Genomic DNA, 24330 nt, shown 5'->3' with positions numbered 1-24330 from the left:
CTTTTCGGTTGGCGTCCTAGTGGCAGGCCTTGATGCCGGGCGTGTAGCGCCACCCGCCGCGCTGGGCCGGCATGGTGACGTCCATTTGCTGCGGCAGCCAGCTCCTGCCACGGTCGGCGCTACGGGTCGACAGGATCTCGCTGTAAGACGGCAGCGGCACGCCGCCCAGGCCGAGCGGGCGCGCATTGGCGAAGTTGCTGACCAGGCAGGCGTTGTCAGCCGAGACCGTCTCGGTGATGGCGCCGGCGGCGCCCGCATCGTCGGTCGCCACGCCGCCGTAGCGGGCCCGCGCATATTCCTTCATCTTTTCATAGACCTGCAGCAGCGCGGCGCTGTTGCGTACGGGATCTTGCGGCGCCTGGTCGGCGGTGTGGCCGAACGAGGTGCTGAACTCGCCGCGCTCGGTCCGGTATGACGGATGTCCGATATCCTTGACGGCAACGCCAAGCACCATCAGATAGATGCCCAAGCCGACCAGCAAGGCGGCGCCGCCGTTGCCCTGCAACAGCGCCGGCTCGCTTATCAGCGTGCCCGTAGCGACCGCCAGGCCGACGAACACCAGCGACGGGCCAAGCATCCGCTGCACCGGGCGGCCGGGATCGTGGCGCATGTGCGGCCCGGGCGCATCGGTGAAGCCGATATCCTCCAGCGTGTGCAAGTGCTGGCCAAAGCGTTCCAGGTCGTCGTTGCCGCGCGCGCCCGCCCGCTGGGCGCCGATATCGCCGTCCACGCCGGCCTGCGCACTGGCGAAGGGATTGTCCGGAAAGTGATAGCGGATGGTCTGCGGAATGCGCTGGAACGCGGGGATATCGAGCTCGCCGGCCGGCTTGGTGTCCGCATCGTGGTCCATGGCGGCGGCGGCGAGCGCCACCCGCGCCGCATCCTCGGGCGGGAAGCCGGCGGCAAGCGCCAGCCGGTAGGTCAGGATGCCGTGGACTGATTCTTCAAACATGCCGTTCGGGTCGCGGTGCTTGACCGGATTGTTCTTCACGTAGGCATAGCGGTTGCCCTCCAGCCGCTCGGCGAGGTGGTCGGGCGCGATCCATCGGCCCAGCCATGGCGCGTAGTAGCGGGCATGGCAGTATTCGAGGCCGCTCTCGGCGTCGCGCTCCATGCCGGCATGGCGATAGCGCCTGGCGGCGGCGGCGATATGGCGGTCGGCCACCTGCCAGGCGGTGGTGCCGAACGGATGATATTGCTCATAGCTGATCACGCGGCCGGCGGCGTCGGTTTCGATCTGCGCGGACTGCAAGTGGTCGGCGCACTGATAGCGCACCAGCCTGGTCGCCCCGGTGCGTTCGATCAGCGCCACGCGCTGGCGCTCGTCCATCACGTCGAGCGTGCTCTGTTCGACGGCGGGCGCGGCGGCGCCGTAGTCGCGATAGAGTTCGACGCCGTCGAGATACAGCCGTTCCGACTTGCGCGCCGGCGCGGCGGCCGCGGCGGCGGCGCCTTCCACGATTTTCCGGATACGCTTGCCGTGGCCGTCATACACGTACCAGGTGGTTTCCGGCGTGCCGTCGGTCACACGCTGGGTAGCGGTGGCTTGCAGTTCATCGCGAAAATTCCACGCCATCAGCGTCAGGTGCGGCATCGACGTCAGGAAGCCATGCGCCGCGTGGTGGGCATACGCCACCTCCCGCATGCCAAACCGGGTGGCGGCAAGCCGGTTGGACCCGGCGGCATAGGTATAGTCGCGCGTCCAGCCCGCTGCGCCGGCACTGTGCTTCATCTGCGTGATGTTGCCGGTGCTGTCGTAGCGGTACTCCTGCGTGTAGTTGCGCCATGCCAATGCGTCGCCCACGGCAAGGCTGGCGCCATACGCGGCGTCGTTCCAGTTGTCGGTGGCGGCGGCGGCCGCCGCCCGCTCGCGCCCGTTGGCCTCGACCAGCCGGTAGAGCGGCGAATAGCGATAGGTGGCGAGGTCCGTGACCATCGCGTTGGCGAACCAGACGGTGGGCACGGCGCGGTCTTCGCGGTGCGTGGCATTGCCGACCGGATCGTAGGTATAGTGCAGCGCCTGCAACAGGGTGCCGTCGCCGGCAAGACTGTCGAGTTCCAGCAGGCGGAAGGTGTCGCTGTCGTAGCGACAGGTGGTGACGACGCCGTTGCCATGCACCACCCGCAGGCGCTGGCCCTTGGCGTCATAGTCCATCCCGGCCACGATGAGCAGGGTGTCTGCGCCCTGCCGGATGCGCACCTGCTCGAGCAGGTTGGCGGCGTTATACGTGGGCAGGTACTCGCTGCCATCGGCCGTGATCCTGGCGGCCACCCTGTCGATCGCGTCATAGGTGGCGCCGGAGCGGTACTCGGCCGCCTCCAGCGCGGCGTCGGGATCGGCGCCGGCCCAGTCGGGCACGCCCTTGTAATCGCGCGCCAGGCGCCGGGCGGACGCGGCCAGGTTGCCCTTGAAGTCATACGCCAGGTTTTCCACCCGGCCCGCCGTGTCGTACACCAGCGCCACGTTGCCGCGCAGGTTGCGCGCCATGGCGTCGGGCCGGCCTTCGCCGTAGACGATGCGCTCGTACACATGATCGAGCGGCGCGGCGCCATCGCCGCCCAGCACGCGCCGCCCGGTCAGGCGGTGCAGCGGATCGTCATAGGCGAACTGGAATTCCTGGCCGCGCCCGTCCCAGACGCGCAGCGGCTCGCCGCCGGCATGGTCGAGCATCTGGCGCAGGCCGCTGTCCATGCTGTCGAGCAAGGCGACGCGACCGCGCATGTCATGCCCGTAGATGACCGACGGGTTATTGCGCGCATCGCGGATCGCCACCACATTGCCGCCGGCGTCGCGCCGGTGCACGGTCGCATGAAGGATCGCGTTTCCCAGCCCATCCTGGCCGTCGTGCGCCACCTCCAGCACGTGCCGGCCCAGCGGGTCGACATGGCGGGTCAGCGGCGTGCCGGCATGCGCGGCCGTTTGCGCCGCCGCCTGCGCTTCCCGCAACGGGTCCTTGCCGGCCGCCCGCAACAGGCCATCGATGCGGCGCTTGAGCCGCAGTGCGTACCATGCCGAGTCCAGCACGGTGTCGTTGCGATCGTGCTCGACGACGCGCCAGGCCGAAAATTCCGTGCGGGTAAACGTGCCGTCCGGGTAGTTCACCCGCACCGGACGATCGGCCGGATCGTAGAAGCGCAGGATCGGCCTGCCGGCCTGCGCCACCGCCCGCTCGGACTCGAAGCGCGGCGACAGCGAGAAGAACGGCTCGTAGTCCTTGACCGGATTGCCCTTGTTGTTGACGATGCGGCGCCCGCTGCCCACCCACCGCAGGCGCGGCGGCGACTGCCGCGCGCTGTCGACCTGGTCCACCACCAGCGCGCCGTCCGCGCCGACGGTGACACGGGTCGCTATGCCGGGCTCGGCTTGTAGCTTGCGCATCTCGACCCGGCCCATGCCGTTCGAATACTCGAACGAGATCTGCACCGGCGAATCGGCCAGCGCGGCGGCGTGCTGCTCGCGCACGATCGAGGCCGCCAGAGGCGGCTCGGTCCCGCCCGAGTCCAGGTAGCGGTGCGCATCGTACACATAGCGGGCCGAGGCGCGCTGCAGCAGCGCCTTGCCGGCCGCTTCCAGCGCAAGCGCGTCGGCCGTGCCGAGGAAACTGGCGCGCGCGGCGCTGTCGGCGGCCGACGGCGCCACCGACAGGCCGGCCAGGTCGTCGCCCTCGCCTCCCTTGCCGCCGGCCGCCGTGGCCTTGACCCACCCCATTTCGTCGAGCAGCAGTGTCGATACATTACCGTTGACATCGGTCATGCGCACCGGCGCCAGGGTGCGCAGATCGAAGGTGTCGATGGTGACGCGGTTGTGCGCGGCATCCTCGGTGGCGCTGCGCATCAGAAAATACGTGCCGAAGTAGGCGACGGCGGTGCGCGCGCCCAGCGCATCGAGGTGCGCAACGGGCGCGAAGAAGCGCGCCTGCGCAGCGGCCGCATGCTCGCCCGCGTCCAGGTAGGCCAGGCTTCCGGACGACACCCACCAGCGCCCGGCGCCGCGCTCAAGATAGCCGCCGGCGCGCATCAGCGCGGGCGTGACGCGCGCCTCGAAGAGGTGCGCCAGCAGCTCCGCCGTGTAGGCCAGTTCATGGCTGGCAAACGGTAGCGCGCGGTAATGCAGCCCTGCCAGCGGCAAGGCGTCGCGCACGTTCGCATCGTAATACAGCGTTTCCTTTGCCGACATGAGGCGGCGTTGGATGACGCCCGCGGGCGGGGTGCTGTCGTACGCGAAGAACGGCGCCTCCACCGAATCGGCCAGCACGTGGAATCCGGTCCGCATAAAGTCTTCCAGGCGATACAGCGGCGCGGATTGCCGCACCCCGGTGAGCTCGAACTTGCTGCTGCGCGCCGGCAGGCGCAGCCGGTAGTGCAGCTTGTCGATGGCGTCCGTGGTGAAGTCGGTTTGGTCGAGCGTGACCAGGGTGCGGCCCTGGATGGCGGCGATCTCCGGCTGCGGCGCGCCGGCCCCGTAGGCGACGTGCACCGCTTCGAGCACGTTGCCGTACGCATCCATGGACAGATTGAGGCGGTGCTCGATGCGCGGATGGACCGGGTCGCGCTCGTAGTTCCAGGTGAGCGCCTCGCGTTCCTTGACCACGAATACGGCGTGTTCCCCGGCCAGCGCCGGTTGCAGCATCTCGATCACGCAATTGTGCGCCGCCACCGTGTAGGGCAACAGCTGGCGCCGCAGTTCGGCCGGGGTCGGATTGGTCGCCGGGGCGTCGAGGCCGAATACTTCCTTGCGTAGCACCATGCCCTTGCACGCCCTCAGGGCTTCGCGCCAGTCCTCGGGCCGCAGCGGCGCGACCGCATCGGGAGCGATGCCCGGCGCCGGCACCACGTGCGCATCCGGAAGCGCCGCTTCATCGGCGGCGCCGGCATAGCCCTGGCGGGCCAGTTCGCGGTCCCAGTATTCGTCGCGAAAGCGCAGCAAGATGGCGTCGCGCCCGCTGATCGCCCCCGTGTGGAACCACGTTTTCGTCAGCACGGGCGCCTGGTGCAGGGCCTGCTCGAGCGCTGGTTGCGCCGCGTCGCCCTCCCAGTGCTCGAACGACTCGGCATCGCGCTGCTCGACCATGCCGAAGCCGTGGAACTCGCGCTCGGCGGCGTCGTAGTAACCGTGGTGATAACGCATTTCAGTGACGCGGCGCGCGCCGGCGATGCGGTCGCGCACCTCGACCCGGCGCAGGCAGTGGACTGGAAACGGCAGCCGCGTCGCCCACGGGCGGCCATCCTGCTTATCCTTCTGGTAGAACCAGGTGGAGCTCTTGTAGGAAAACGTGGTTTCCTTGCCGAGATTGTTGACGACCTTGGTCAGCAGGTGCGGCTTCTTGCCGCCCATCAGGTCGATGTAACGCAGCGGCGCGGCGGCATGCGCCGGCAGCGGCGACATCCATACGATGCACGCGGTGCCGTTGCCCAGCAGGTCGAGCACATCGACCTTGACCGGCGCCCCGGGCGGCAAGAACGGCGCGATGGGCTGCACCGCGCTCCAGGCGTTCCCGCCCAGGTTGAGCCAGGCCCCGCAGCCTTGCGGCCCGAGGTACAGGATGTCGATCGCGCCGGTGCCGCTGACGTCGGCCAGGTGCAGGTAGCGGGCATCGAACTGGTCCGGCGCGGCGAAGGCCGGCGCGTTGTCCATCGCCACTTTCGGGCCGAAGCGCCCGTAGCCCAGGTTGGGCCAGTAGCACACTTCGTTGTTGCGGATGCGGACAATGTCCCGCAGTCCGTCGCCGCTCATGTCGGCCAGGTGGATGGTCTGCAGTTCCTCGGCGAAGACGATGGCCGGCCCCAGGTTTTCGTCGGCCGGCCTGGCCACGCGCTCGCCGGCGTCGTACCCTTGCGCGCTCCCCTTGTGCCAGACAAAGGCGTTGTCTTCCGAGATGAGCAGGTCGGCCCGGCCATCGCCGTCGAGATCGAGCCGGCGCACATGGGCGCTGGAAAGGTCGATCCGCAGCACCTTGTCGAAACTGCGGAACGGCAGCCAGTCGCCCTGCTCGCCGCGCGCGAAGTAGCCCTGCATCTGCGCCGTCTGCACCACGACCTGCTGGCGGCCGTCGCCATTGAGGTCGCGCAGCGCCAGCGCGCCTTCGCGCATGCCGCTGAACGACGGGCGCGGCATCACGCAGCGGCTCGCGTCGAGCGTGACCCGGCCGCTCTCGTCCACGTCGCCCAGATTGGCCGTGTAGAACCAGGCCCCCTCCCGCTCCGTGAACAGCCCCGGGATGCCCTCGCCATACAGGTCGGTCCATTCGTAGTCGCCCAGGCCGGGCGGCAAGCTGGCCAGCGTGGCGCGTTCCACCGTGCGCACGGCGCCATCCCAGTCCAGCGCCTGGTACTCCAGCGCCAGCGGGGGCAGCGCGGAGCGCAGGTAGCTGCCGTCGTCGCGCCGGACATAGGCGCACTGGGTGGCGTGCCGCAGGTAGCTCACGTCGGTGGCCTGCGGCGACGCCGCCGACGACGACACGTAGGCCAGGTCCAGCGAGCGCACCAGGCACGCTGCGCCGCCGGCCAGTTCATCGAACTGGTGGAACATCAGCGCCCGGCGCAGCAGGCGGTAGGTGCGGATCTCGAAACCGCCGCGGTAAGCGGAGAACGGGTCGGCGCGCGCCGGCCAGCGCTGCCCCGGCAAGACCTCGGGCACGGGGGCCGCCGCATCGTGTTCGCCATAGTCCAGCACCAGGTGGAACAGGAAAGCGGCCGGCATGGCGGCTGGCCGGTAGGGATTGGCGGGGTCCGCGACGTAGGGCGTGCGGTTGCCATAGCGCACCCGCTTCAGGTATTTGTTGGCGAAGCGCGCGACCCCGGCCAGCCGGTTGGCCTCGGCAAGCGTGGCCGGCACGCCGGCCAGGTCCTCGTCCCGGTAGTCGTACGCGAGGCAGTTGCCCTGGTCGTCGAACAGCAGCGCGGGCAGCCATTCGTGCACATTCCCGGCCGCGGCGGGATCGGCGATGCGGGTGGCCGCATCGAGCCCGAAGAAGGTGCTCACATTGTGCCGGGTGGTGACGCGCCACCATTCACCGAAAACGGGATGGGCGATCCGCTCGATGCGCGCAAACGCGCTTTCGACGCGCACGCGGTAGCGGCGGATGGTGAAATCGCCGTCCGTGACGGCCGTCGTGTCCCAGCGACCGCCCTGCCATGTGGCGGCCGGCACCAGCTCCTGGCCCTGGAGCAGGAAGACATCGTCGTCCCGGTAGCGCGGCAGTTGCTGGTCGGAGCGCCGCCGGATCGATGGCATGTCGAGCGCCCAGCCGATCCCCAGCACGCCGTTGCCGGCGCCCGAGTTGTAAGTCAGTTTCAAGGGCGGCAGGAAACCGTTGCGCGCGGGCGTCATCGGCAACGACAGCGACAGCGCGGCGGTGCCGTTCGATGGATTGAGCGTGAACTGTTCGTCGATGCCGCTGATCGCGCCGCCGCCTTTCGGCAGCGACAGCGTGGGCGGCTCGACTTCCAGCTTCGGCGCCTTGGCGGCATTGCTCCCGGGCGCCGGTTCGCGCATGCGGCGCAGATCGTCGCCGCTGGTGTGGCCCATACCGCCGGACTGCTTTTGCATGCGACGCCTCCACGCTTGAATGTCGGAAGAACGAGTGCCAAGTGCCGTATGTTGCGATTGTCCTATGAAAATCCAGGAACAATGTATTCAATTGTCACAATAGTCTTTTTGACATCGGCATGCGCCCGATGCGCTCGCCGCGCGCGCCGCAAGCCGGTACGGTTCACTGACCGGGCTTGGCGCCGCCGGCCGGCCTGGCGTTGGGCGGCTGCGGCAAGGCCTGGATGAACCATGCAATGCCTTGCGGCTGTTCCGGCGCACTGGCGGTTTGCCGAGGGCAACCCTCCGGGGCGCAGGGAACGAGCGGCTTGAGGCCGTCCGTGCTGCGCTCGAACGTGCGGCCTTCGCCGCGCATATCGGGAGCAATGCTCCTCGACGCGGCCGACAGCTGGGCCAGCACGCCGGCCACGTCGGACGGTACCGGGGCCGCGTCCGGCAGGCGCGCATAGATGGGCAGGCGCGGCCATGGTTTGGCGTCGCTGAAGCCGGAATCGGTAAACGCCTTTTGCAGGCAGGCGTCCACCTTGCGGTCGATGCAGGTGCCGGCAAAGCCGTCGGCCGCGTCCAATACCTGGACCGTCAAGCCCGGCGCCGACTTGACCGCCTGGTCGATCACGCCGCACATGGCGGCATCGAGCGGAGCGCCGTCGGCCGCCGCCGCGCCAGGCTTGGGCGGGGAAATGAGGGCGCTGACAAAGAGCGCGCCCACACGCTCGAGCTTGCCGGCGCGGGCCGTGCGATACCACTTTTCCTGCGCCAGGTCGACCACGCGGGCGGCATCCGATGCATCGGGCGGCAGCGGGAAAGGAAGGCACGCGAGCTTCACTTGCGGAAACGTCCCCTTGGCCGCCGCCAGCTCGGCGCCGGCGTGGGCGTCACCAACGCGGCATGCCAGGCTGGCAATGAGCGTGAAACCGGCAATCATCGTTACCTTGTTCATAATGCCTCCTACAGGCACAAGCCATCAGATGTGTTGGGCAGGATAGCGCCGGCCAACACGCCGATCCCGGACACCAGCGCCGACGAAAACGGACGCGCGGTGAAATCGGTCACGGCGTCGATGACCTTGTCCGCGAGGGGCAGGCTGCTGTCGGGCTTGATATAGTAGGAAATGTCGGCCAGGGGGACGATCGCACCGGCCTTGCCGCAGGCCTTGATCTGGCCGGTTCCGTCGAGTTTGAGCGACATCACGCTGAACATGCCCGCCACATCGAGCGAACGGACCTTGATCACCCGCGAAAAACCGACGCTGATCTCCGGCGCGATCATGGTCCAGCCATCGCACATGCGAAACGGCTTGCGCCATGTGGGGCAGGGGTAGTCGTAATACGCGCGGCGTTCCTTCGAAATGACCCAGTTGACCAGCTTGGCCCGGCATTCGTAACTGGCGGTACTGCGCAGCGAGGCGAGCGTGACCAGCGCCGCGCCCTGGCCCTTGAGCGCGCCGCCGTCGATGACAAGGTCGAGCGCGATAGGACCGGTGGCAATCGCGGCGCGCGCCGGCACCCCCTGGAAATCGGGCTTGCCGTCGCAGCTTTCCCTGATCTCGATGCTGGTATCGGTTTGCAGTTGCAATGCCGTCGTCAGGAGCCGGCCCTGGCCGGTGGGCGCGGCCGGCGTACCGCCAGTCACCTGCGCGGAGAACGACTTGATGCCGACGTTGGCGTCAAATTTGCCATGCGCGCTGGGCGTACTGCTCGACAGGCGACTGTCGGTCAGCAGCAAGCTGGCGCGCAGCTCCTTGTCGGCCAGGCGCTCGAGCGCGAGCGCCAGTTTGCCGCCGGTAAACCGCAGCGCGCTGCCCTGCCCCATGCGGATGTCGGCCAGCGCGAGCCTGGCGTTGGAAATGACCACGTTCTCGACCGTGAGCGCGCCATCGTCGCCGCGCCGGGCAATGTCGCCCGTGATCGATTCGATGCCGGTCCCGTCTTGCAGCACCCCCGACCAGGCCAGCTGGTTGCCGGAGCCGGTGTCCGGCGCCAGCGGCTTCGATTCGAGCCGCTCGGCCTTGAGCGCCACGTCCTTGATCGACAAGGCGCCTTTGCCGCCGTCGAAATTGGCCCTCAGTTCGCCGACCGACGCTTCCCCTTGATGGATCCGGATCGCACCAAGGTCGCCCGCCAGGCCCGGCCTGGTGGCCAGGCTGACCTTGCTCACATGCAGCAAGCCGTCGTGGATACTGCCCTTGCCGCTGGCCAGGTCGATAGCGAGGCCCACGGCGCCCTCGAACTTGTGCGGCCCGGTGAGCACCATGCCGCCCTGCTGTTCGCCCAGCGTGACAACGGGATCGGTCAGCACCAGCGCGCCGGCGCGGGCGTACAGGGTTCCCGTTGCGCCATCCTTGGTCACATGCAAGTCGCTCGCGGCCCGGAACGCCAGGCCGAGCGCGCCGAAGGCGGGCCTGGCGCCGTACAGCCAGGGCTGGTGCGTCACGCTGGCCTTGCCGCTGAAGACCAGCTCGTCCTTGTCGACATCGACCGCCCACGCCCCGGCATCGGCCGGATCGAGCGTGAGCGCGCCGCGCGCGCTGGCTTGCTCCAAAGTCCCTTCGACCGATAGCTTGCCGTCGGCAAGCAGCAGCGACCATGCCCCCGTCGCGGGCGCGGCGGAGAACGAGAACGGCATACGCAGCCGCTTGTCTTGTTGCGCCGGGTTGCCGAGCGAAACCTGTTGCTTGTCGAGTTCCAGCGCGCCCAGGCGCACCGAGGCATCCTTGACCACACCGTCGAAGGTTTCGGCGCCGCCATCGACCGCGCTGGTCAACACCACAGCGCCTGCCGAGCGTACGACGGCGGGCGCGAAGGCCGCGGACGGCTTGTTCGCCTCGAAACGCCAGCCCTGCGCGCCGGCGGCGGCGCTCGCCACGGCCAGCTTGCACGCGGCGGCGGCGGCCAAGGGCGCGCCATCGTAGCGGTAATCGCAGTCGCCGGCATCGGTGTGCAGCCCGGCGATGGCGACATCGTCCAGCGCGATGTGGTCGCCGCCATTGCCGGCGCTGGCCGTCAGGCTGGCGATAGCGCCTTTGGCGGCGCCGGTGGCCACGCTCGAATGGGGGGCCGCAAAGCGCGCGCTTGCCGCGCTGTAGGCCAGTTTCCTTGCCTCGAACCGGACCTTGCCCTTGCTTGCCGACAGCGCCACCGCGTTTGCCGCTCCCTTGAATGTGCCGAACTGTACTCCCGGAAACGCGGCGCTGGCCGCCGTGAACGGTACATTGCTCGCGCTGAACACGCCGTCAAGGAAACTGGCGGCGCCGCCCGCGAGCGGTAGCAAGACCGTGGTGTTGCTGTTTCCCGCCGTGAGGTCGAGCGTTTGCGCCGTCTCCGTACCGGGCATGACGATCCTGGCGCCTGCCAGTTCGCGCCCCCAGGATGCGAGCGCAATGCCACCCTGCGCCGGCTGGCCGGCTTGCGCAACGATCGGTCCGGCATTGCTGATCCAGGCCCTGCCGCTGGTGACCTTGTCCGCGCTGCGCCCCAGCTGCATGCTGCCGCCGTACAGTGTCATGACAGCCTTGGCCCGCACCAGTTCGATACGCAGGCTGCCTTCGGGCAGGTAGAAGACCGCCTTCGCTTCGCCCGCCGCCGTTTCGCGCCCCGCATCGACCGCCATGCGCTTGACGCTGCCTTCAAAAACGACTTGCCCGGTCAATTCGCCGCAACTCGCTAGCGGGTGGGGAACGCCGGGGATATCCCTGAACACCCGCACGAGCGGCCACGGCTCCTTGTCCTTGTGGACGTAGTCGACCTTGAAGTGGGCCACCTCCACCCCATTGTCGTTCGATGTCGCGGTGCTCCTGCGGGCCGTGTCGGGTATGCCCTCGAAGCATAGCGTGCCGATCGTCCGGCCCCATGTGCCCTTGGCCGGCGCAGCCGGCGCCACGCTGCTCGCGCCCATCAGCGCAACGGCCACGACGGCGCTGCGCCCGATGCGTTTCCTGTCCATGTGGTATGTCATTGACGTCCCCTCGTTCAGCGCTCCAATCGACACGGGAAAGTATAGGAAGGAAGGCCGCGCGGCGCCATTCGCCCACTGGCTAGTCCCGCGCCCAGTGCGGCGCCGTCCGCATGGATAGGCCATCCGGATGGGATAGCCATCCGGCCAATTGGTTTTGGCGTGCAAATGGTGTATTTTCGTCACCTGACCCTACCGTCGCCCACCGCCAGGAGGATGTTCGATGCCAAGACCTGCCCAGCCCGAAGGCGCGGAAGACCTGCTTGACGAAGAACTGCTGCGCCTGCTGGCCAAGCAGAGCCGGCGTTTGCCGCTGCCGATTTTCCTCGCGGCGGCGCTCATGGCATGGCTGGCCTCGTATCCCGGATGGCCGTCGCCCTTGCTGCTGTCCTGGGTCGCCGTGTTGGGCACGATGCTCATGGCGCGGCGTTCGCTGCTGGGACGGCTGCCCGCGATGCATGCGGTGCCGCTGCGCCTGCGCATGCGGGTCGCCGTCGCGCTCAATGCCATGAATGGCCTGTCGCATGGCGCCGGCCTGCTGTTCTTCCCGCAAGAGGCGATGCTGCCACTGGCCATTGCCAGCCTGCTGCTGGTGGGCCTGTGCGCCGGCGCGGTGGCGACCACGGCCGGCAACCGGGCGCTGTTCCTCGCGTACGCGCTGCCGGTCATGGGGGCGCTGGTCTTGCGCTGGCTGGCGACGGCGCAAGCGCCGGGGCCGCAGCCGTTCGCGCTGGCCATCGCCTTCATCCTGGCCCTGTTCGGCGCCGTGCTCCTGTCGCTGGCCGACGACGCCTACCGCCTGTTTTGCGAGTCCTTCGCCATCCGGCTGCAGCAGGCCAGCCTGAACCGCGAACTGCGCGCCGCTCTCGAACGCGCGGAGGCGGCCAGCCGCGCCAAGACACGTTTCCTGGCGTCCGCCAGCCACGACCTGCGCCAGCCGATCCATACACTGTCGCTGTTTGCCGCGTCGCTGGCCATGCGCCCGCTGGACCCGGTCAGCCGCGACATCTCGCGCCATATCGACCTGGCCCTGGAGAGCCTGGGCACCCAGCTCGACGCCCTGCTCGACATTTCCAAGCTCGACGCCGGGGTGGTGGCGGTGCAACCGGGCCGGGTGGAGCTGGCCGGGCTGATCGAACGCATTTGCCAGCAATACGAGCCCATCGCGCTGGCGAAGGGCTTGCGCGTGAGCTGCCAGGCCAGCCAGGCGGCAGTCACCACCGACCCGGTGTTGCTGGCGCGGGTGGTGGGCAACCTGGTCGACAACGCCATCAAGTACACGCTGCAAGGCGATATCGCGCTGTCGGTCAGCGCCCACGGCGGCGTGGCGGTGCTGGCGATCGAGGACAGCGGGGTCGGCATCGCCGACGACGAACAGGTGCGCGTGTTCGAAGAGTTCTACCAGGTCGGCAACCCCGAGCGCGACCGCGGCAAGGGCCTGGGACTGGGCCTGTCGATCGTGGGCCGCACGGCCGAGCTGCTGGGGGTGCGCATGGAAATGGTGTCGCGCCCGGGCATCGGCACCGGCTTTTACCTGGTGCTGGCGCTCGCGCCGGAGGAACCGGCAGCCCTTGCCGCGCCGGCGCACGCGCACGCGCATGCCGACCTTGCCGGACGACATGTGCTGGTGGTGGACGACGAGGAAGGGATACGCCAGGGCATGCGCCTGCTGCTCGAAGGCATGGGCGCGCGCGTGACGCTGGCCGAAGGCGAAGCCGACGCGCTGGCGGCGGTGCACGCCGGCAGGCCCGACTTCATCCTGTCGGACCTGCGCCTGCGCGGCGCGCAGTCCGGCATCGCCCTCATCGCCAAGGTGCGCGCCTTCGCCCCCGACATCGCAGCCCTGCTCATCAGTGGCGACACCTCGCCCGAGCGCCTGCGCGAAGCGCAGGCCGCCAATATCCCCCTGCTGCACAAGCCCGTCGTCCTGGACCAGCTGCGCCACGCGCTCTCCGCGATACCGGCCACCTCCCCCGAACCAGGACCTTCACATGACTGAGACCGGCAATGAACAAGGCACGCAATGGCTCTCGCGCGGCGTGGAAGAGCTGTTCGCCTCCCTGCACCCGCCCTCGGGAAGTGCACCCGCGCCGGTTTTCGACGTGCTCGTCGTCGGCAGCGGCTACGGCGGGTCGGTCGCCGCCGCCACGCTGGCCGGAACCCGGCGTGCCGACGGCCAGCCGGTGACGGTGTGCGTGCTTGAACGCGGGCGCGAATACCTTCCCGGCGCGTTCCCGGCCGGCGCCGCCGACATCCCGGGCCACCTGCGCTGGTCCACGCCCGCCACGCCCGGGCCGCAAGGCAAGCCGGAAGGCCTGTTCGACATGCGCCTCGGCCCCGACCTCAATGCGCTCGTCGCCAACGGCTTGGGCGGCGGCTCGCTGATCAACGCCGGCGTCATGCTGGAACCGGACGAGCGCACGCTGGAGGCGCTCGGCATCGCCCTGCCGGGCCTTGCCGAATGCTTCGCCGAGGCGCGCGCCCTGCTCGACACCCCGGCCGGCAATACCATCTTGCGCCATGCGGACTATGCGGGCGGCGCCAGCGGGCCGCTCAAGTTCGAGGCGCTCAAGGCCCTGCACGAACGGATGGGCAAGGACAGCCGCTTCGAAGCGGTGCCGATTTCGGTGGCCATGGCCAGCGGCGCGAACTCGGCAGGGGTGCACATGGACGCGTGCATCCAGTGCGGCGACTGCGCCACGGGCTGCAACCACAACGCCAAGCTCTCGCTCGACACCAACCTGCTGGTCAGGGCCAGGGCCAACGGCGCCAGCATCTACACCGGCGCCACGGTGCTCAACATCGAAGCGGTCGATGGCGCCTGGTGCCTGCACGTGGTCTACACCGACGCCACGCTGCGGCGACGCCATCCTTCGGCATTCAAGGTGCGCGCCCGCAAAGTCATCCTGGCGGCCGGCACCTTCGGCTCGACCGAAATCCTGTTGCGCTCGCGCAGCGGCGAGCTGCCCTTGCCGCCGCGCCTGGGCCAGGGTTTTTCCAGCAACGGCGACATGATCGCCGTTGCCTACGATTACCCGGCGCCGGCCAACGCCGTGGCCGACGGCCGCATCGCGCCGGACCAGCGCCGGATCGGCCCCACCATCACCGCCCGCATCGAGACCACCGGCGCGCAGGGTGCGCGCCTGTGCTTCGAGGAACTGGCCGTGCCGGCCGCGCTACGCCGCGTCTTCGAAGAAATGAGTACCACCGCCGCCGCCCTGCACCACCTCGGGCGCATCGACTGGTCGGTGCACGCGGCGGACGGCGTCGATCCCTGCGCCGTCAATGCGCAGGCCATTGCGCACAGCACCATCCTGGCCGTCATGGGCGACGACGGCGCCGACGGCGAACTGGAACTGACCGACCAGGATGGCCAGGCATGCGGCGACGGCGCGATCCAGGTACGCTGGCCGGCCCTGCGCGAGCATGCGCTGTTCGCCGAACAGGTCGAGGCCATCCCGGTCGCCACCCAGCCGCGCGGCAAGTCGGCCCCGCCGGTGCGCGAGACCGTGCTGCCCAATCCCGTATGGCGGCTGCTCCCCGCCGAGATGGAAAACATGATCGTGGCCAAACGCGGCCCCCTGACCACCGCCCATCCGCTGGGCGGGTGCGCGATCGGTCCCGAGGAGCAGGGCTATGTGGTCAACCAGATCGGGCAGGTCCACCTGGGGCCGACCCACGCCGGGGCGGGCACCCTGGTGGTGCTTGACGGCGCCATCGTGCCGGGCGCGCTCGGCGTCAATCCCGCATTGACCATCGCCGCGCTCGCCTTGCGCGCCACGCGGGCGCTGCTGACAGAGTGGGACTATGAAGCAGCCGGGACCGGGCGCGACCGCGCGCCGCCGGCGCTCTCGCCCAGTCCGCGCAGGCGCGCCGCTTGCGCGGCGGCCAGCCCGGCGCCGACCGAGGTGGACGTGGTCGAACGCCTCAGCGGCCCGGCCTGGCTGCGCGCGCCCGATGGCGGTCGCCGCCAATACATGCTCGAGCTGACGCTGCGCTACGCGCGCTGCGACGTCGCCAGGCTCTCCCTGCCGCAAGACGGCGCCGGGGTGCGGTTGCGCCGCACGCTGCTGGTGGATCCGGCACACAGCGAGGTGGCGGTATTCGACTTGAACGATTGGGAGCAATGGGTCACCCAGCGCGAGGGCGGCGGCGCCAGGCGGCCCGGCGCGCTGGCCGTGGCGCCCCTGGCCGGCAAGCTCGACTTCATGCAGCGCGAGCCAAGCGGCCCGTGGCGCCGCATCCTGCGCGGCGCCGCCGCCTGGCTGCGCAACCGCGGCGCACGCGACACCTGGCAACTGCTGCGCAACGATTGGCGCACGCGGGCGCTGCTGCGGCGCCGCCAAGCCGGCGAACCGCCACGCAACGGGCTCGGGCAATGGCTGCGCAGCCTGGCCATGCTCGCCTCGCGCGCAGGCGAAGTGCGCCGCTTCGACTACCAGCTCGACATTGCCGGCCCGGCCTCGGGCGGCGCGGCCTCGGGCGGCGCCGCACAAGGCCCGCGGCTGCACGGTCGCATCGCCGGGCACAAGCGCCTGACCTACGCCTGCCTGTCCAACCCCTGGACCCAGCTGACCGAACTGGAGCTGACCGCGTTCCCCGGGCTCACCGGCAGCGCCCGGCTCACGCTCGATACCGATTTCCTGGTGGAAGAAAACGCGCCGCTGCTGCGCATCATCACGCAGCAGGACCAGCCCTCGGCCCTGCTCGATCTGATCGGCCTGGCGGGGCTGCTGGCGCGCGTGGTGCTCAATGTGCACATGTGGACCTTCCGCAAGCCGGACGCGCCGCGCGCCCGCACGCCGCAGCGCATGCCGGGCCTCGTGTCCGGCCTGCCCGCGCCACAGGTCGCGGATGTGCCGGTCGACCAGTTGCCCGACGGCGCCCGGGTGTGCGCGCGCCTGACGCGCTACGAGCGCGCCGATACGGTCCAGCCGCCGGTGGTGCTGGTGCACGGCTACAGCACCAGCGGCACGGCGTTTTCGCACCCGCAGGTCAATCCCAACCTGGCCGGCTATCTGTGGAACGCGGGGCGCGATGTGTGGGTGCTGGACTTGCGCACCAGCAGCGGCCTGCCGTTCGCACGCCTGCCGTGGAGCTTCGAACAGGTGGCGCTGGCCGACATCCCGGCCGCCATCGACCTGGTGTGCCGCGCCAGCGGCCAGGCGCAGGTCGACTTGATGGCCCACTGCATGGGCGGCGCGATGACCGGCATGGCCGTCCTGGCCGAGCTGAAAACGGGAGAGCGCTTTTACCGTGAACGCGCATTGCTGCCCTCGCGTATCCGGCGCCTGGTGCTGTCGCAGGTGGGGCCGCTGGTGGTGTTTACCCAGGCCAATGTATTCCGGGCTTACCTGATGCACTACGTGAGCAGTATCCTGCCGCGCATCGCCTACACCTTCCGGGTCGAGGGCGAGCCCACGCTGGGCGACGAACTGCTGGACCGCCTGCTCTCGTCCATGCCCTACCCGCGCCACGAACTGGCCATCGAGAACCCGTGGTGGCCTTTCGCCGACACCAGCTTTACCGGGACCCGCCACCGCATGGATGCGCTGTACGGGCGCGATTTCGAACTGGCCAATGTCGACCGCAACATCCTCGACAACCTGGACGACTTCTTTGGGCCGCTCAACCTGGTGACGGTGTCGCAATCGATCCACTTTGCGCGGCGCAAGACCATCACCAACCGCGCCGGCCGCAACGTGTACGTCTCGCGCGCGCGCCTGGCGCGCTGGAGCTTCCCCACCCTGTGCATCCACGGGACCCACAACGGCTTGTCGAGCGTGGCGACCCTGGCGCGCATGGCGGCGGTGCTGGGCGATGCGCACTGCACCGTCCGGACGCTGCCCATCCCCGGCTTCGGCCACCAGGACAGCTGGCTCGGCCGGCATGCGGTGAAGGTGTTTGCGCCGGTGGCGGCCTTCCTGGGCGGCGACGACAGCGTCGGCCAGGCGCCGGCGCAGGCGGGCCCGCGGCTTCCCCTGCTGCTGGTGCCGGCTGCCGGGCCGGTATGGATAGGATCGGCCAGCCAGGGCAACCCGGTCGGGGCTGCGGGGAGCGACCAGTTCAGCCTGATGTGCAGCCCGGTGCTGCCCAATCCCACCACGGTGCTGTGCGTGCCTGTGATGCGCATGGACGAACACTTCGTCAATGCCGACGGTTTCGTGCCCGCCTGCCGCGCATGGGATCCGCATGCGGACGATGACGGCTGGCTGCGCATTGCGCGCGACCCCGGCCTGGCCGGCCCGGATGGAACGCTGGTGCTGATCGTGTACGACGAAGCGCTGGTCGTGGCCGGCCCGCCCGGCGCCGCGATGTCCAGGTTCTCCGGTTCGCTCGATCCGCGCAGCCGGCTGCAAAAGCGGCGCAGGTGGCCACGTCCGGCCCAGGCGGAACCCTCGGAATGGAGCGAGCTGCCCGACGCGCTGCGCCAGGAGCTGCAGCGCCTGCTTGAGAACACGCCTGCCGCCCAGCTCGAGGCGGGCGTGCTGGCCCCGCCGCAAACCGATAGCGGCCCGCGCATCACGTTCGCCGTGGGCAGTTGCCAGTATCCGGCCGGCCTGCTCGACAGCGAACCGGCCTACCAATCCTACGCGCGCCTGGCGGCGCGCTTGCGCGCCGAGGCCGCGGACGCGCCCGCATTCCTGGTCCTGGCGGGCGACCAGATCTACAGCGACGCCAGCGCCGGGCTGTTCGACCCCGCCGCGCTCGACGACCGATACAAGCGGCCCTACGAAAAACTGTTCGCGAATCGTCACGTGCGCGAGGTGATGCGCCAGCGGCCCGCCTACATGATGCTCGATGACCATGAGATCGGCGACAACTGGGCTCCGCACGCCGACGGCGCGGCGCGCGCCGCGAAAATCGCCGGCTGCGAAGGCTACCGCAAATACCAGCGCGCCTACGACGTGCAGGACAACGCGATGTGGTACACCTTCGAGAACGCGGGCCAGCGCTTCTTCATGGCCGACACGCGCAGCGAACGCGAGGCGCGCTCGCTGCGCAACCTGCGAGCGGCGCGGATCATGGGCAAGGCGCAGATGGACGCGCTCAAATCGTGGCTGCTCGAAGCGCACGAGGGTCCCAGATTCGTGGTCACCTCCTCCATGCTGGGACTGCGCCGGCGTGCCCTGCTGGGGGCGGGCGAGGTGGCGCGCCTGCGCTGCGACGGCTGGGAAGGCTATCCCGCTTCCATGGCGGAGCTGCTGGCGCATATCGTCATGAACAAGATCGATCATGTGGTGTTCTTGTCAGGCGACGAACACCTGTCGTGCGACACCAGGCTCACGCTCTGGTGCGGGGAGCGCCTGGTGCAGGTGCGCTCGGTGCATGCCTCGCCGCTGTATGCGCCCTACCCGTTCGCCAACGCGCGCGAGGACGAATTTGCCGCAAGCCCCGACTACTCCTGCTTCGAGCATGTGGACGACGCGACGGGCGGTTGTTTGCCGATCCACTGCGTGGCCTACACCGAGTACAAGGAAGACGCCGGATTTACGCTGGTAACCGTGGGACCGGACGGGCAACTCGACCTGAAGTTCGACCGGGCGCCGCCTAAGACGGGCGCACGTCCGCCTGCAAGCCCATACGCGCGGCGGCAAACACCGCCTCCGTCCGGTTCTGCACCCCAAGCGTCCTGAACGCCGCCGACAGATGGGCCTTGACCGTCCCTTCCGAGAGCTGCATTTCGCGGGCAATGACCTTGTTGGCCTTGCCCTGCACGGCCTTGAGCAATACTTCCATCTGCCGTCCGGACAAGCTCTCGCATTCGCGCGAGCTTGGCGGGCGCGGGGCAGCCGGGGCGGCAAACGCGCGCAAGGCGGGCGGCGGTATATAGATGCCGCCAGCCATGACCAGGCGCAAGGCCGCGATCAGGATCTGGGGCGTTGACGATTTCGGCACATAGCCGGAAGCACCGGCCTCGATGGCGCGCAGGATAACGTCGGGATCGTCCTCGCTCGACAGCACCACGACCATCGACGCATCGAAGGCGGCGCGGATGGCGGTGAGCACACCCATCGAATCTTCGCCCGGCATGTGCAGGTCGACCAGCACCAATTCGGGCGCATGCTCCCCGGCATGCGCGAGCGCGCACGGCAAGGTGGCCGCTTCGGCAAACGCGATACCCGCTTCCAGGTCGGCGAGCAGGAATTTCAACCCTTGGCGGAAAAGATGATGATCATCGATAAGCAAAACACGCACGGCGTTCCCCCGACCTGATATTTCCGCGCCAAGTCCAGATGGCTTAGCCTTGTGTCCATGTTAGCACAACACATCGCGACCGTTCCCGACTTCGGCTAGGCCATCAGCCGGATGGAAAGCGCGGGCGCCGCCTCCTATGCTTGCTAGGCACCAAAGAGAATTCGCCTCAATCAGCCAAGCTCATCATGGAGAAGATCATGTTCCAACGTCCCATTTCCCGTCTGCAATTGAACACCGTGCGCCGAACAGCCGTGGCGGCATGCGCGCTCATGCTGGGCGGATGCGCGGTCGCGCCCAGCGTCCAGTACCGGAAAATTGCCTCGCCGGGCGATGTGCACGCGACGATGTTCGATGCGTTCGCCCTGCAGCAATCGCATATCAGGATCGACGGCGGCCAGAAAGGCAAAACGGGCAAGCTCGATCCCGCCAGCCTGACCATGACATCGATCCCCGTCGAGTACGAAGAATTCAAGCTCGGCGTCGAGCATGCCGACGCGTGGGGCGTACGTACCAACCTGAACCTGAAGAAGTTCGACAACACCGACATGGTGCAGGAAGCGGGTACGGAAGTTGTCGACAACCGGGTCGAGCTGATCACCAAGGTCGGTGGCATCCTGGTCAAAGCGGCCGGCCTCGATGCAAAAGGGCTCGGGCTGTCGAACTTGCCCATGATCGTCAGGCCGCTGCCCATCATGGTCGCCGAGCGGATCGAACGCGACGCCAGGTCAGGCGTGGCGGTGCCCGGGGCCACGATCGACTTCGGCGCACTGCCCAGGGATGCTCAAGCGATCTCGGCACTGCCGCTGTCGGGCAAGGTGAGCGCCTTCGTGTATGCGGCCTGCCGCAGCGCAACGGTGCGCGTGTCGCTGGGCGACGCCGGTCACTTTACGAAAACGGTCAAGATTTCGGATCCTCGCTATTTCCAGTTGGTGAACTTCCCCGTCAAAGGCAAGATCACCGCGCATTCGGAATGCGGCGTATCGGTGACCACGGACAAGGACCCGGGCACCAGGTCGGGGCTCGACATTGCCGAAGCGCTTGTGACGCAAGCCATTGCGATCAAGGAAGCGATTGCGGCGGCCAAAGAAAGCGAGAAGTGAGATGATCAGCGCTCACCGCTTCCAGGCCGTGCACACCTGCGCCATCCATGGCTGCATCGGCCTGCTGTTCCTGTTCAGCTTGGTCCATCCCGCCGCGGCGGCCGAGCCCTATTCGCTCAGTTTGAGCCAGCGCAATGAACTCACCCTGACCGCCTTCGGCGCCAAGCCGGAAATCAGCCACGGCAGCGCGAAGCTCGCCGCACTGCTGCTGGGCAAGGAAAAAAGCCAGTGCGAAGTCTATGGACGGCGCAGTACGGCGTCCGGCGCCGCCGATGTGGTGCTGCTCGGCCAGCGCGAGGACGGCATGAGCATCCAGATGGCGGCCAGCGCCACCGCGATCGGCGGCCATTACCGCACCTGCGGCATGTGCGCCAGCGACAAATGCGTCGTCGTGTTCGGCCACGACACGCGCGCCAATTCGGTGGCCCAATCGACGGCCGACATTGCGATCACCTTCCCAGCCGATGCGGCCGACGCTTTCTATATCGTCGACGTGGGCGTCGCCGCGCACGGTAGCGCGCCGGCCGTCAAAATGACGGACCAGGCCGGGAAAGCGCTTGCCCCCACGGCGGCGGACGCCAGCTCGTTCAAGATACAGGCGCGCCCGGGCGCCATCTTTTATCTGTCCGCCGCGCTCACGAGCAACGCCGGCAACACCGGGGCATGCTGCAGCGACCAGTCAGGCAATTCCGCGCGGCTGGACGTGAACCTGAGGAAGGCGCCACTGCTGGCCTCTCAAAGGGAACTGGAACCCTACATCGGCGGCGGCAAGCAGACCACCTCGTACAAGAGTGTCGGCGCGCTCCTGCTCAAGGGGGAGCTTCATTGCACCGGCACGCTCATCGGCAAGAGTACCGTGCTCACCGCCGCGCATTGCCTGCACGGATACGAAAAGCAACTCGCCGCAATGACCTTCCTGATCGGTGCAAACCTCCAACAGCCCACGTTCGGCCCGGTAGCCGTTTCGGAACTTGCTTTCCCGAAAGACAGCGCCTCCGGGTTCCAGTACAACGCCAAAACCCTGGAGGACGACATCGGGCTTGTGTATCTTGCGCAGCCCGCCAACATCGCCGCTTTGCCGCTGCACGACGGCAATCCGAACTGGAAGGACCTGGTCGACAAGCAGACCAGCCTCACGTTCGTGGGCTACGGCTACGACGTCGTCGACAGCCAGCCGGTGGGCTCCGGGATCAAGCGCGAGGGTTCATGGTATGTCAACCACGTAGAAAACCGGCGGGTGAGCTTCGGCGTACCGGGCAAGAATACCTGCAAGGGGGACTCGGGTGGACCGGCGTTCCTGATCGAAAACGGAAAAATCATCCAGGTAGCGATCACCTCTTCCGGATCGTCCGATTGCACCACCGGGGTCGAAACCAGGGTCGATGCCTATAAAACATGGCTCGCAAGCAGGATCAGATAGGGTTGAAGGCGCACGCTGGCCGGCGTACCGGCATGGCTGCCGGCACACCGTAATCCCATCGACGGCAACGATGACGCGGCCCTGTTCTTTGACGAGTCGAAGAAGCCGGTCGAGGTCATCGCCGTTGCCAATGACGAGGCGGCGGGACTGGACCCGGCAGACTTCGAGGTGATCGGCGAAAAGCCCCGCTCAGCGGCAGCTGGCCACCATCTTCGTCAGGTGCGCGCGATTGAGGCGCCGGCGCGCCGCCGCGTGACCGTCAGGTGGATGTAAACCGCTGGCAATACGGAAACATTATCAGTTTAAGATTTGCCGTTGACAACAAGCACGGCCATCACTTCTTTACGGCCGTGCTCGTGGCAACAATTATGATCTGGCTTCTATAAGCTTAGTCAGACACACCCTAGACCGCGACAACAACATCGACATCTATGTCCGTGGTGACGTCGGTCGTTACGTCAGTCGTCACGTCAGTCGTAACATCGGTCGTCACGTCGGTCGTTACATCGGTCGTCACGTCAGTCGTAACATCGGTCGTCACGTCAGTCGTAACATCGGTCGTCACGTCGGTCGTTACGTCAGTCGTTACGTCAGTCGTCACGTCGGTCGTGACATCCGTGGTGGTATCTGTTGTCGTATTGACCGGCGGCGGATCGAGTGGATCAATTTCAGGGCCCACCTCTGGCTCGCTGACAGCCCCACTGGGCGCGGGGGCGGTTACTTTTCCATATATCCATTTTGCGACCGTCGCACCCACATATAGTGCCGATCCGATTTCCATTATGTATGAGAAATATTGCATTACGATTTCAAACGTCGTTGCACCGTGTGCGGCGGCACTGGAACTGCTGCTGCTGGAGCCGACAAGACCGCTGTACGGTAGGGCTGCGGTGGTACCTTGCTGCAAAGTTCCGCTGAACGAGTTACCCACATAGCCAGAACTTGTTGGCGTCGTGATAGTGGCAAAAGTAATACTGCCCGCTGAGCCATTGCTGGAAAGCGGCCAAGTCAAGGTATTGCCTTGGAACGTAAAGTTCTGAATCGCAACACCGTATAGCGTTACGCTTTCGTTGCCTGCCACCACCAGCACAGGGCCCGCTGTGAGCGTTCCATTGGTATTAATAGATGTGATCCCATAGGTAGCAGACCAAGACGCCAACGATGTGGGTACTGAGATCTGGCCGCTATATGCAACTGCCGTGCTGGTCGTACTTTGTTGCAGAGTGCCGTAAAACGAATTGCCAACGTAGTTAGAGGGTGCCGTCGGCGTGCTTACTTTGACGAAGTTAATATTGCCTGCGCTTGCATTGCTAGCCAAGGTCCAGCTTAGTTGATTCGCAACATCGTCATACGAAAGGTCAACTAGCGTAACACCGTCGAGCGTGACATTACTTGCACTGACGACCACCAGCACCGGGCCAACGACATAACTTCCGCTCGATGTTGCCAGGGAACTAGTCCCGTAATAGCCGGACCAATTGACCAGGGGCATTGCCGTGATAGGACCGATTATTCCGCTATACGGCACGGCCGTAGCAGTTGCCGATGTCTGCAGCGTGCCCGAGAATGAGTTGCTGGGATTGCTATTCGTGCTTGACGTAGCCGAGCTGGGTAGATAAAAGGTAATACTGCCCGTGCTTGTATTGCCACCGGCAATCGTCCACGCGAGCACGCCGTTGATGCCATTCGCATTGGGCGTGTACGTGAAGTTTTTTAAAGGTACATTGTCAAGCGTGACCTGCGTGCCGCTCAGAATCATCAGGGGTGGTGCCGCCACATATGCGCCATTGACCTTCATCGACACCGTTCCATAGATGCCACTCCAGAACGACAACTGCGTGTTCGACATTTGTTCCTGAGCTTGCTGGATTTGCGTTGGGCTGCAGGTGTAGCCCTGTCCGGCGATCCAAGCCAAAAGTTGACTTGGGGAACCGCCTGCGGCAGCGTTGTTGATCTGCGCTAGGTATTGCTGGCTCAAACTATCAGGTCCGTTGCCGCCTGACAAAGCATTTGACAAGAAACGTTGTGCATCGTTGAATTGTTGCTGAAGATGAGCGGTCGTCATGTTGGTTTTTCCCAAGAAAAATTCGGAAGAGTGTTTGCCCATCAAA

The 24330-nt window shown here is 67.3% G+C and carries 9 protein-coding genes; 4 read left to right on the top strand and 5 right to left on the bottom strand.

From position 1 onward, the window contains the following. Positions 1 to 16: 16 nt before the first annotated feature. The 3 genes from F0185_RS07300 to F0185_RS07290 all read right to left on the bottom strand — a co-directional run bounded on the left by F0185_RS07300 (position 17) and on the right by F0185_RS07290 (position 11503). On the bottom strand, positions 17 to 7549 hold the full coding sequence (locus F0185_RS07300) for a SpvB/TcaC N-terminal domain-containing protein (protein WP_167222996.1): 7533 nt from the start codon (positions 7547 to 7549) through the stop codon (positions 17 to 19). A 163-nt stretch (positions 7550 to 7712) separates the two neighbouring features. After that, a complete protein-coding gene (locus tag F0185_RS07295; RefSeq protein WP_167222993.1) occupies positions 7713 to 8489 on the bottom strand; it encodes a hypothetical protein in 777 nt (258 codons plus the stop codon). Positions 8490 to 8497: 8 nt separating this feature from the next. Continuing rightward, on the bottom strand, positions 8498 to 11503 hold the full coding sequence (locus F0185_RS07290) for a hypothetical protein (RefSeq protein ID WP_167222991.1): 3006 nt from the start codon (positions 11501 to 11503) through the stop codon (positions 8498 to 8500). A gap of 220 nt (positions 11504 to 11723) precedes the next feature. Between F0185_RS07290 and F0185_RS07285 the strand changes: the two genes are divergently transcribed. Both F0185_RS07285 and F0185_RS07280 read left to right on the top strand, forming a co-directional pair. Continuing rightward, complete coding sequence (locus tag F0185_RS07285; protein ID WP_167222990.1) at positions 11724 to 13499, top strand: ATP-binding response regulator; 1776 nt, start codon at positions 11724 to 11726, stop codon at positions 13497 to 13499. Beyond that, the gene (locus F0185_RS07280; protein ID WP_167222989.1) at positions 13492 to 19137 is read left to right on the top strand and encodes an alpha/beta fold hydrolase; all 5646 of its coding nucleotides are present in this window, start codon (positions 13492 to 13494) and stop codon (positions 19135 to 19137) included. Before F0185_RS07285 ends, F0185_RS07280 begins: the two co-directional genes overlap by 8 nt. Here the strand turns inward: F0185_RS07280 and F0185_RS07275 are convergent. Continuing rightward, positions 19052 to 19699 carry a response regulator gene (locus F0185_RS07275; RefSeq protein WP_368737860.1) on the bottom strand — a complete coding sequence of 216 codons (648 nt, stop codon included), beginning with the start codon at positions 19697 to 19699 and terminating at the stop codon, positions 19052 to 19054. The genes F0185_RS07280 and F0185_RS07275 overlap by 86 nt on opposite strands. Positions 19700 to 19896: 197 nt before the next feature. On the opposite strand from F0185_RS07275, the gene F0185_RS07270 reads away from it, so the two are divergent. Both F0185_RS07270 and F0185_RS07265 read left to right on the top strand, forming a co-directional pair. Next, positions 19897 to 20799, top strand: coding sequence for a hypothetical protein (locus F0185_RS07270; RefSeq protein WP_167222988.1), 903 nt, complete (start codon positions 19897 to 19899; stop codon positions 20797 to 20799). Position 20800: 1 nt separating this feature from the next. Beyond that, positions 20801 to 22219, top strand: a complete 1419-nt coding sequence (locus tag F0185_RS07265; RefSeq protein ID WP_167222987.1) for a S1 family peptidase — start codon at positions 20801 to 20803, stop codon at positions 22217 to 22219. 403 nt (positions 22220 to 22622) lie between these two features. Here the strand turns inward: F0185_RS07265 and F0185_RS07260 are convergent, their stop codons facing one another. After that, positions 22623 to 24326: a hypothetical protein gene (locus F0185_RS07260; RefSeq protein ID WP_223164469.1), complete on the bottom strand. Its 1704-nt coding sequence runs from the start codon at positions 24324 to 24326 to the stop codon at positions 22623 to 22625. Positions 24327 to 24330: the final 4 nt, after the last annotated feature.

It is taken from the genome of Massilia rubra, from assembly GCF_011682065.1.
In the GTDB taxonomy this organism is placed as follows: Bacteria; Pseudomonadota; Gammaproteobacteria; order Burkholderiales; family Burkholderiaceae_D; genus Telluria_A; species Telluria_A rubra.
The sequence above is the reverse complement of the archived record's forward strand: the minus strand, read 5'-3'. Positions and strand labels throughout refer to the sequence as shown.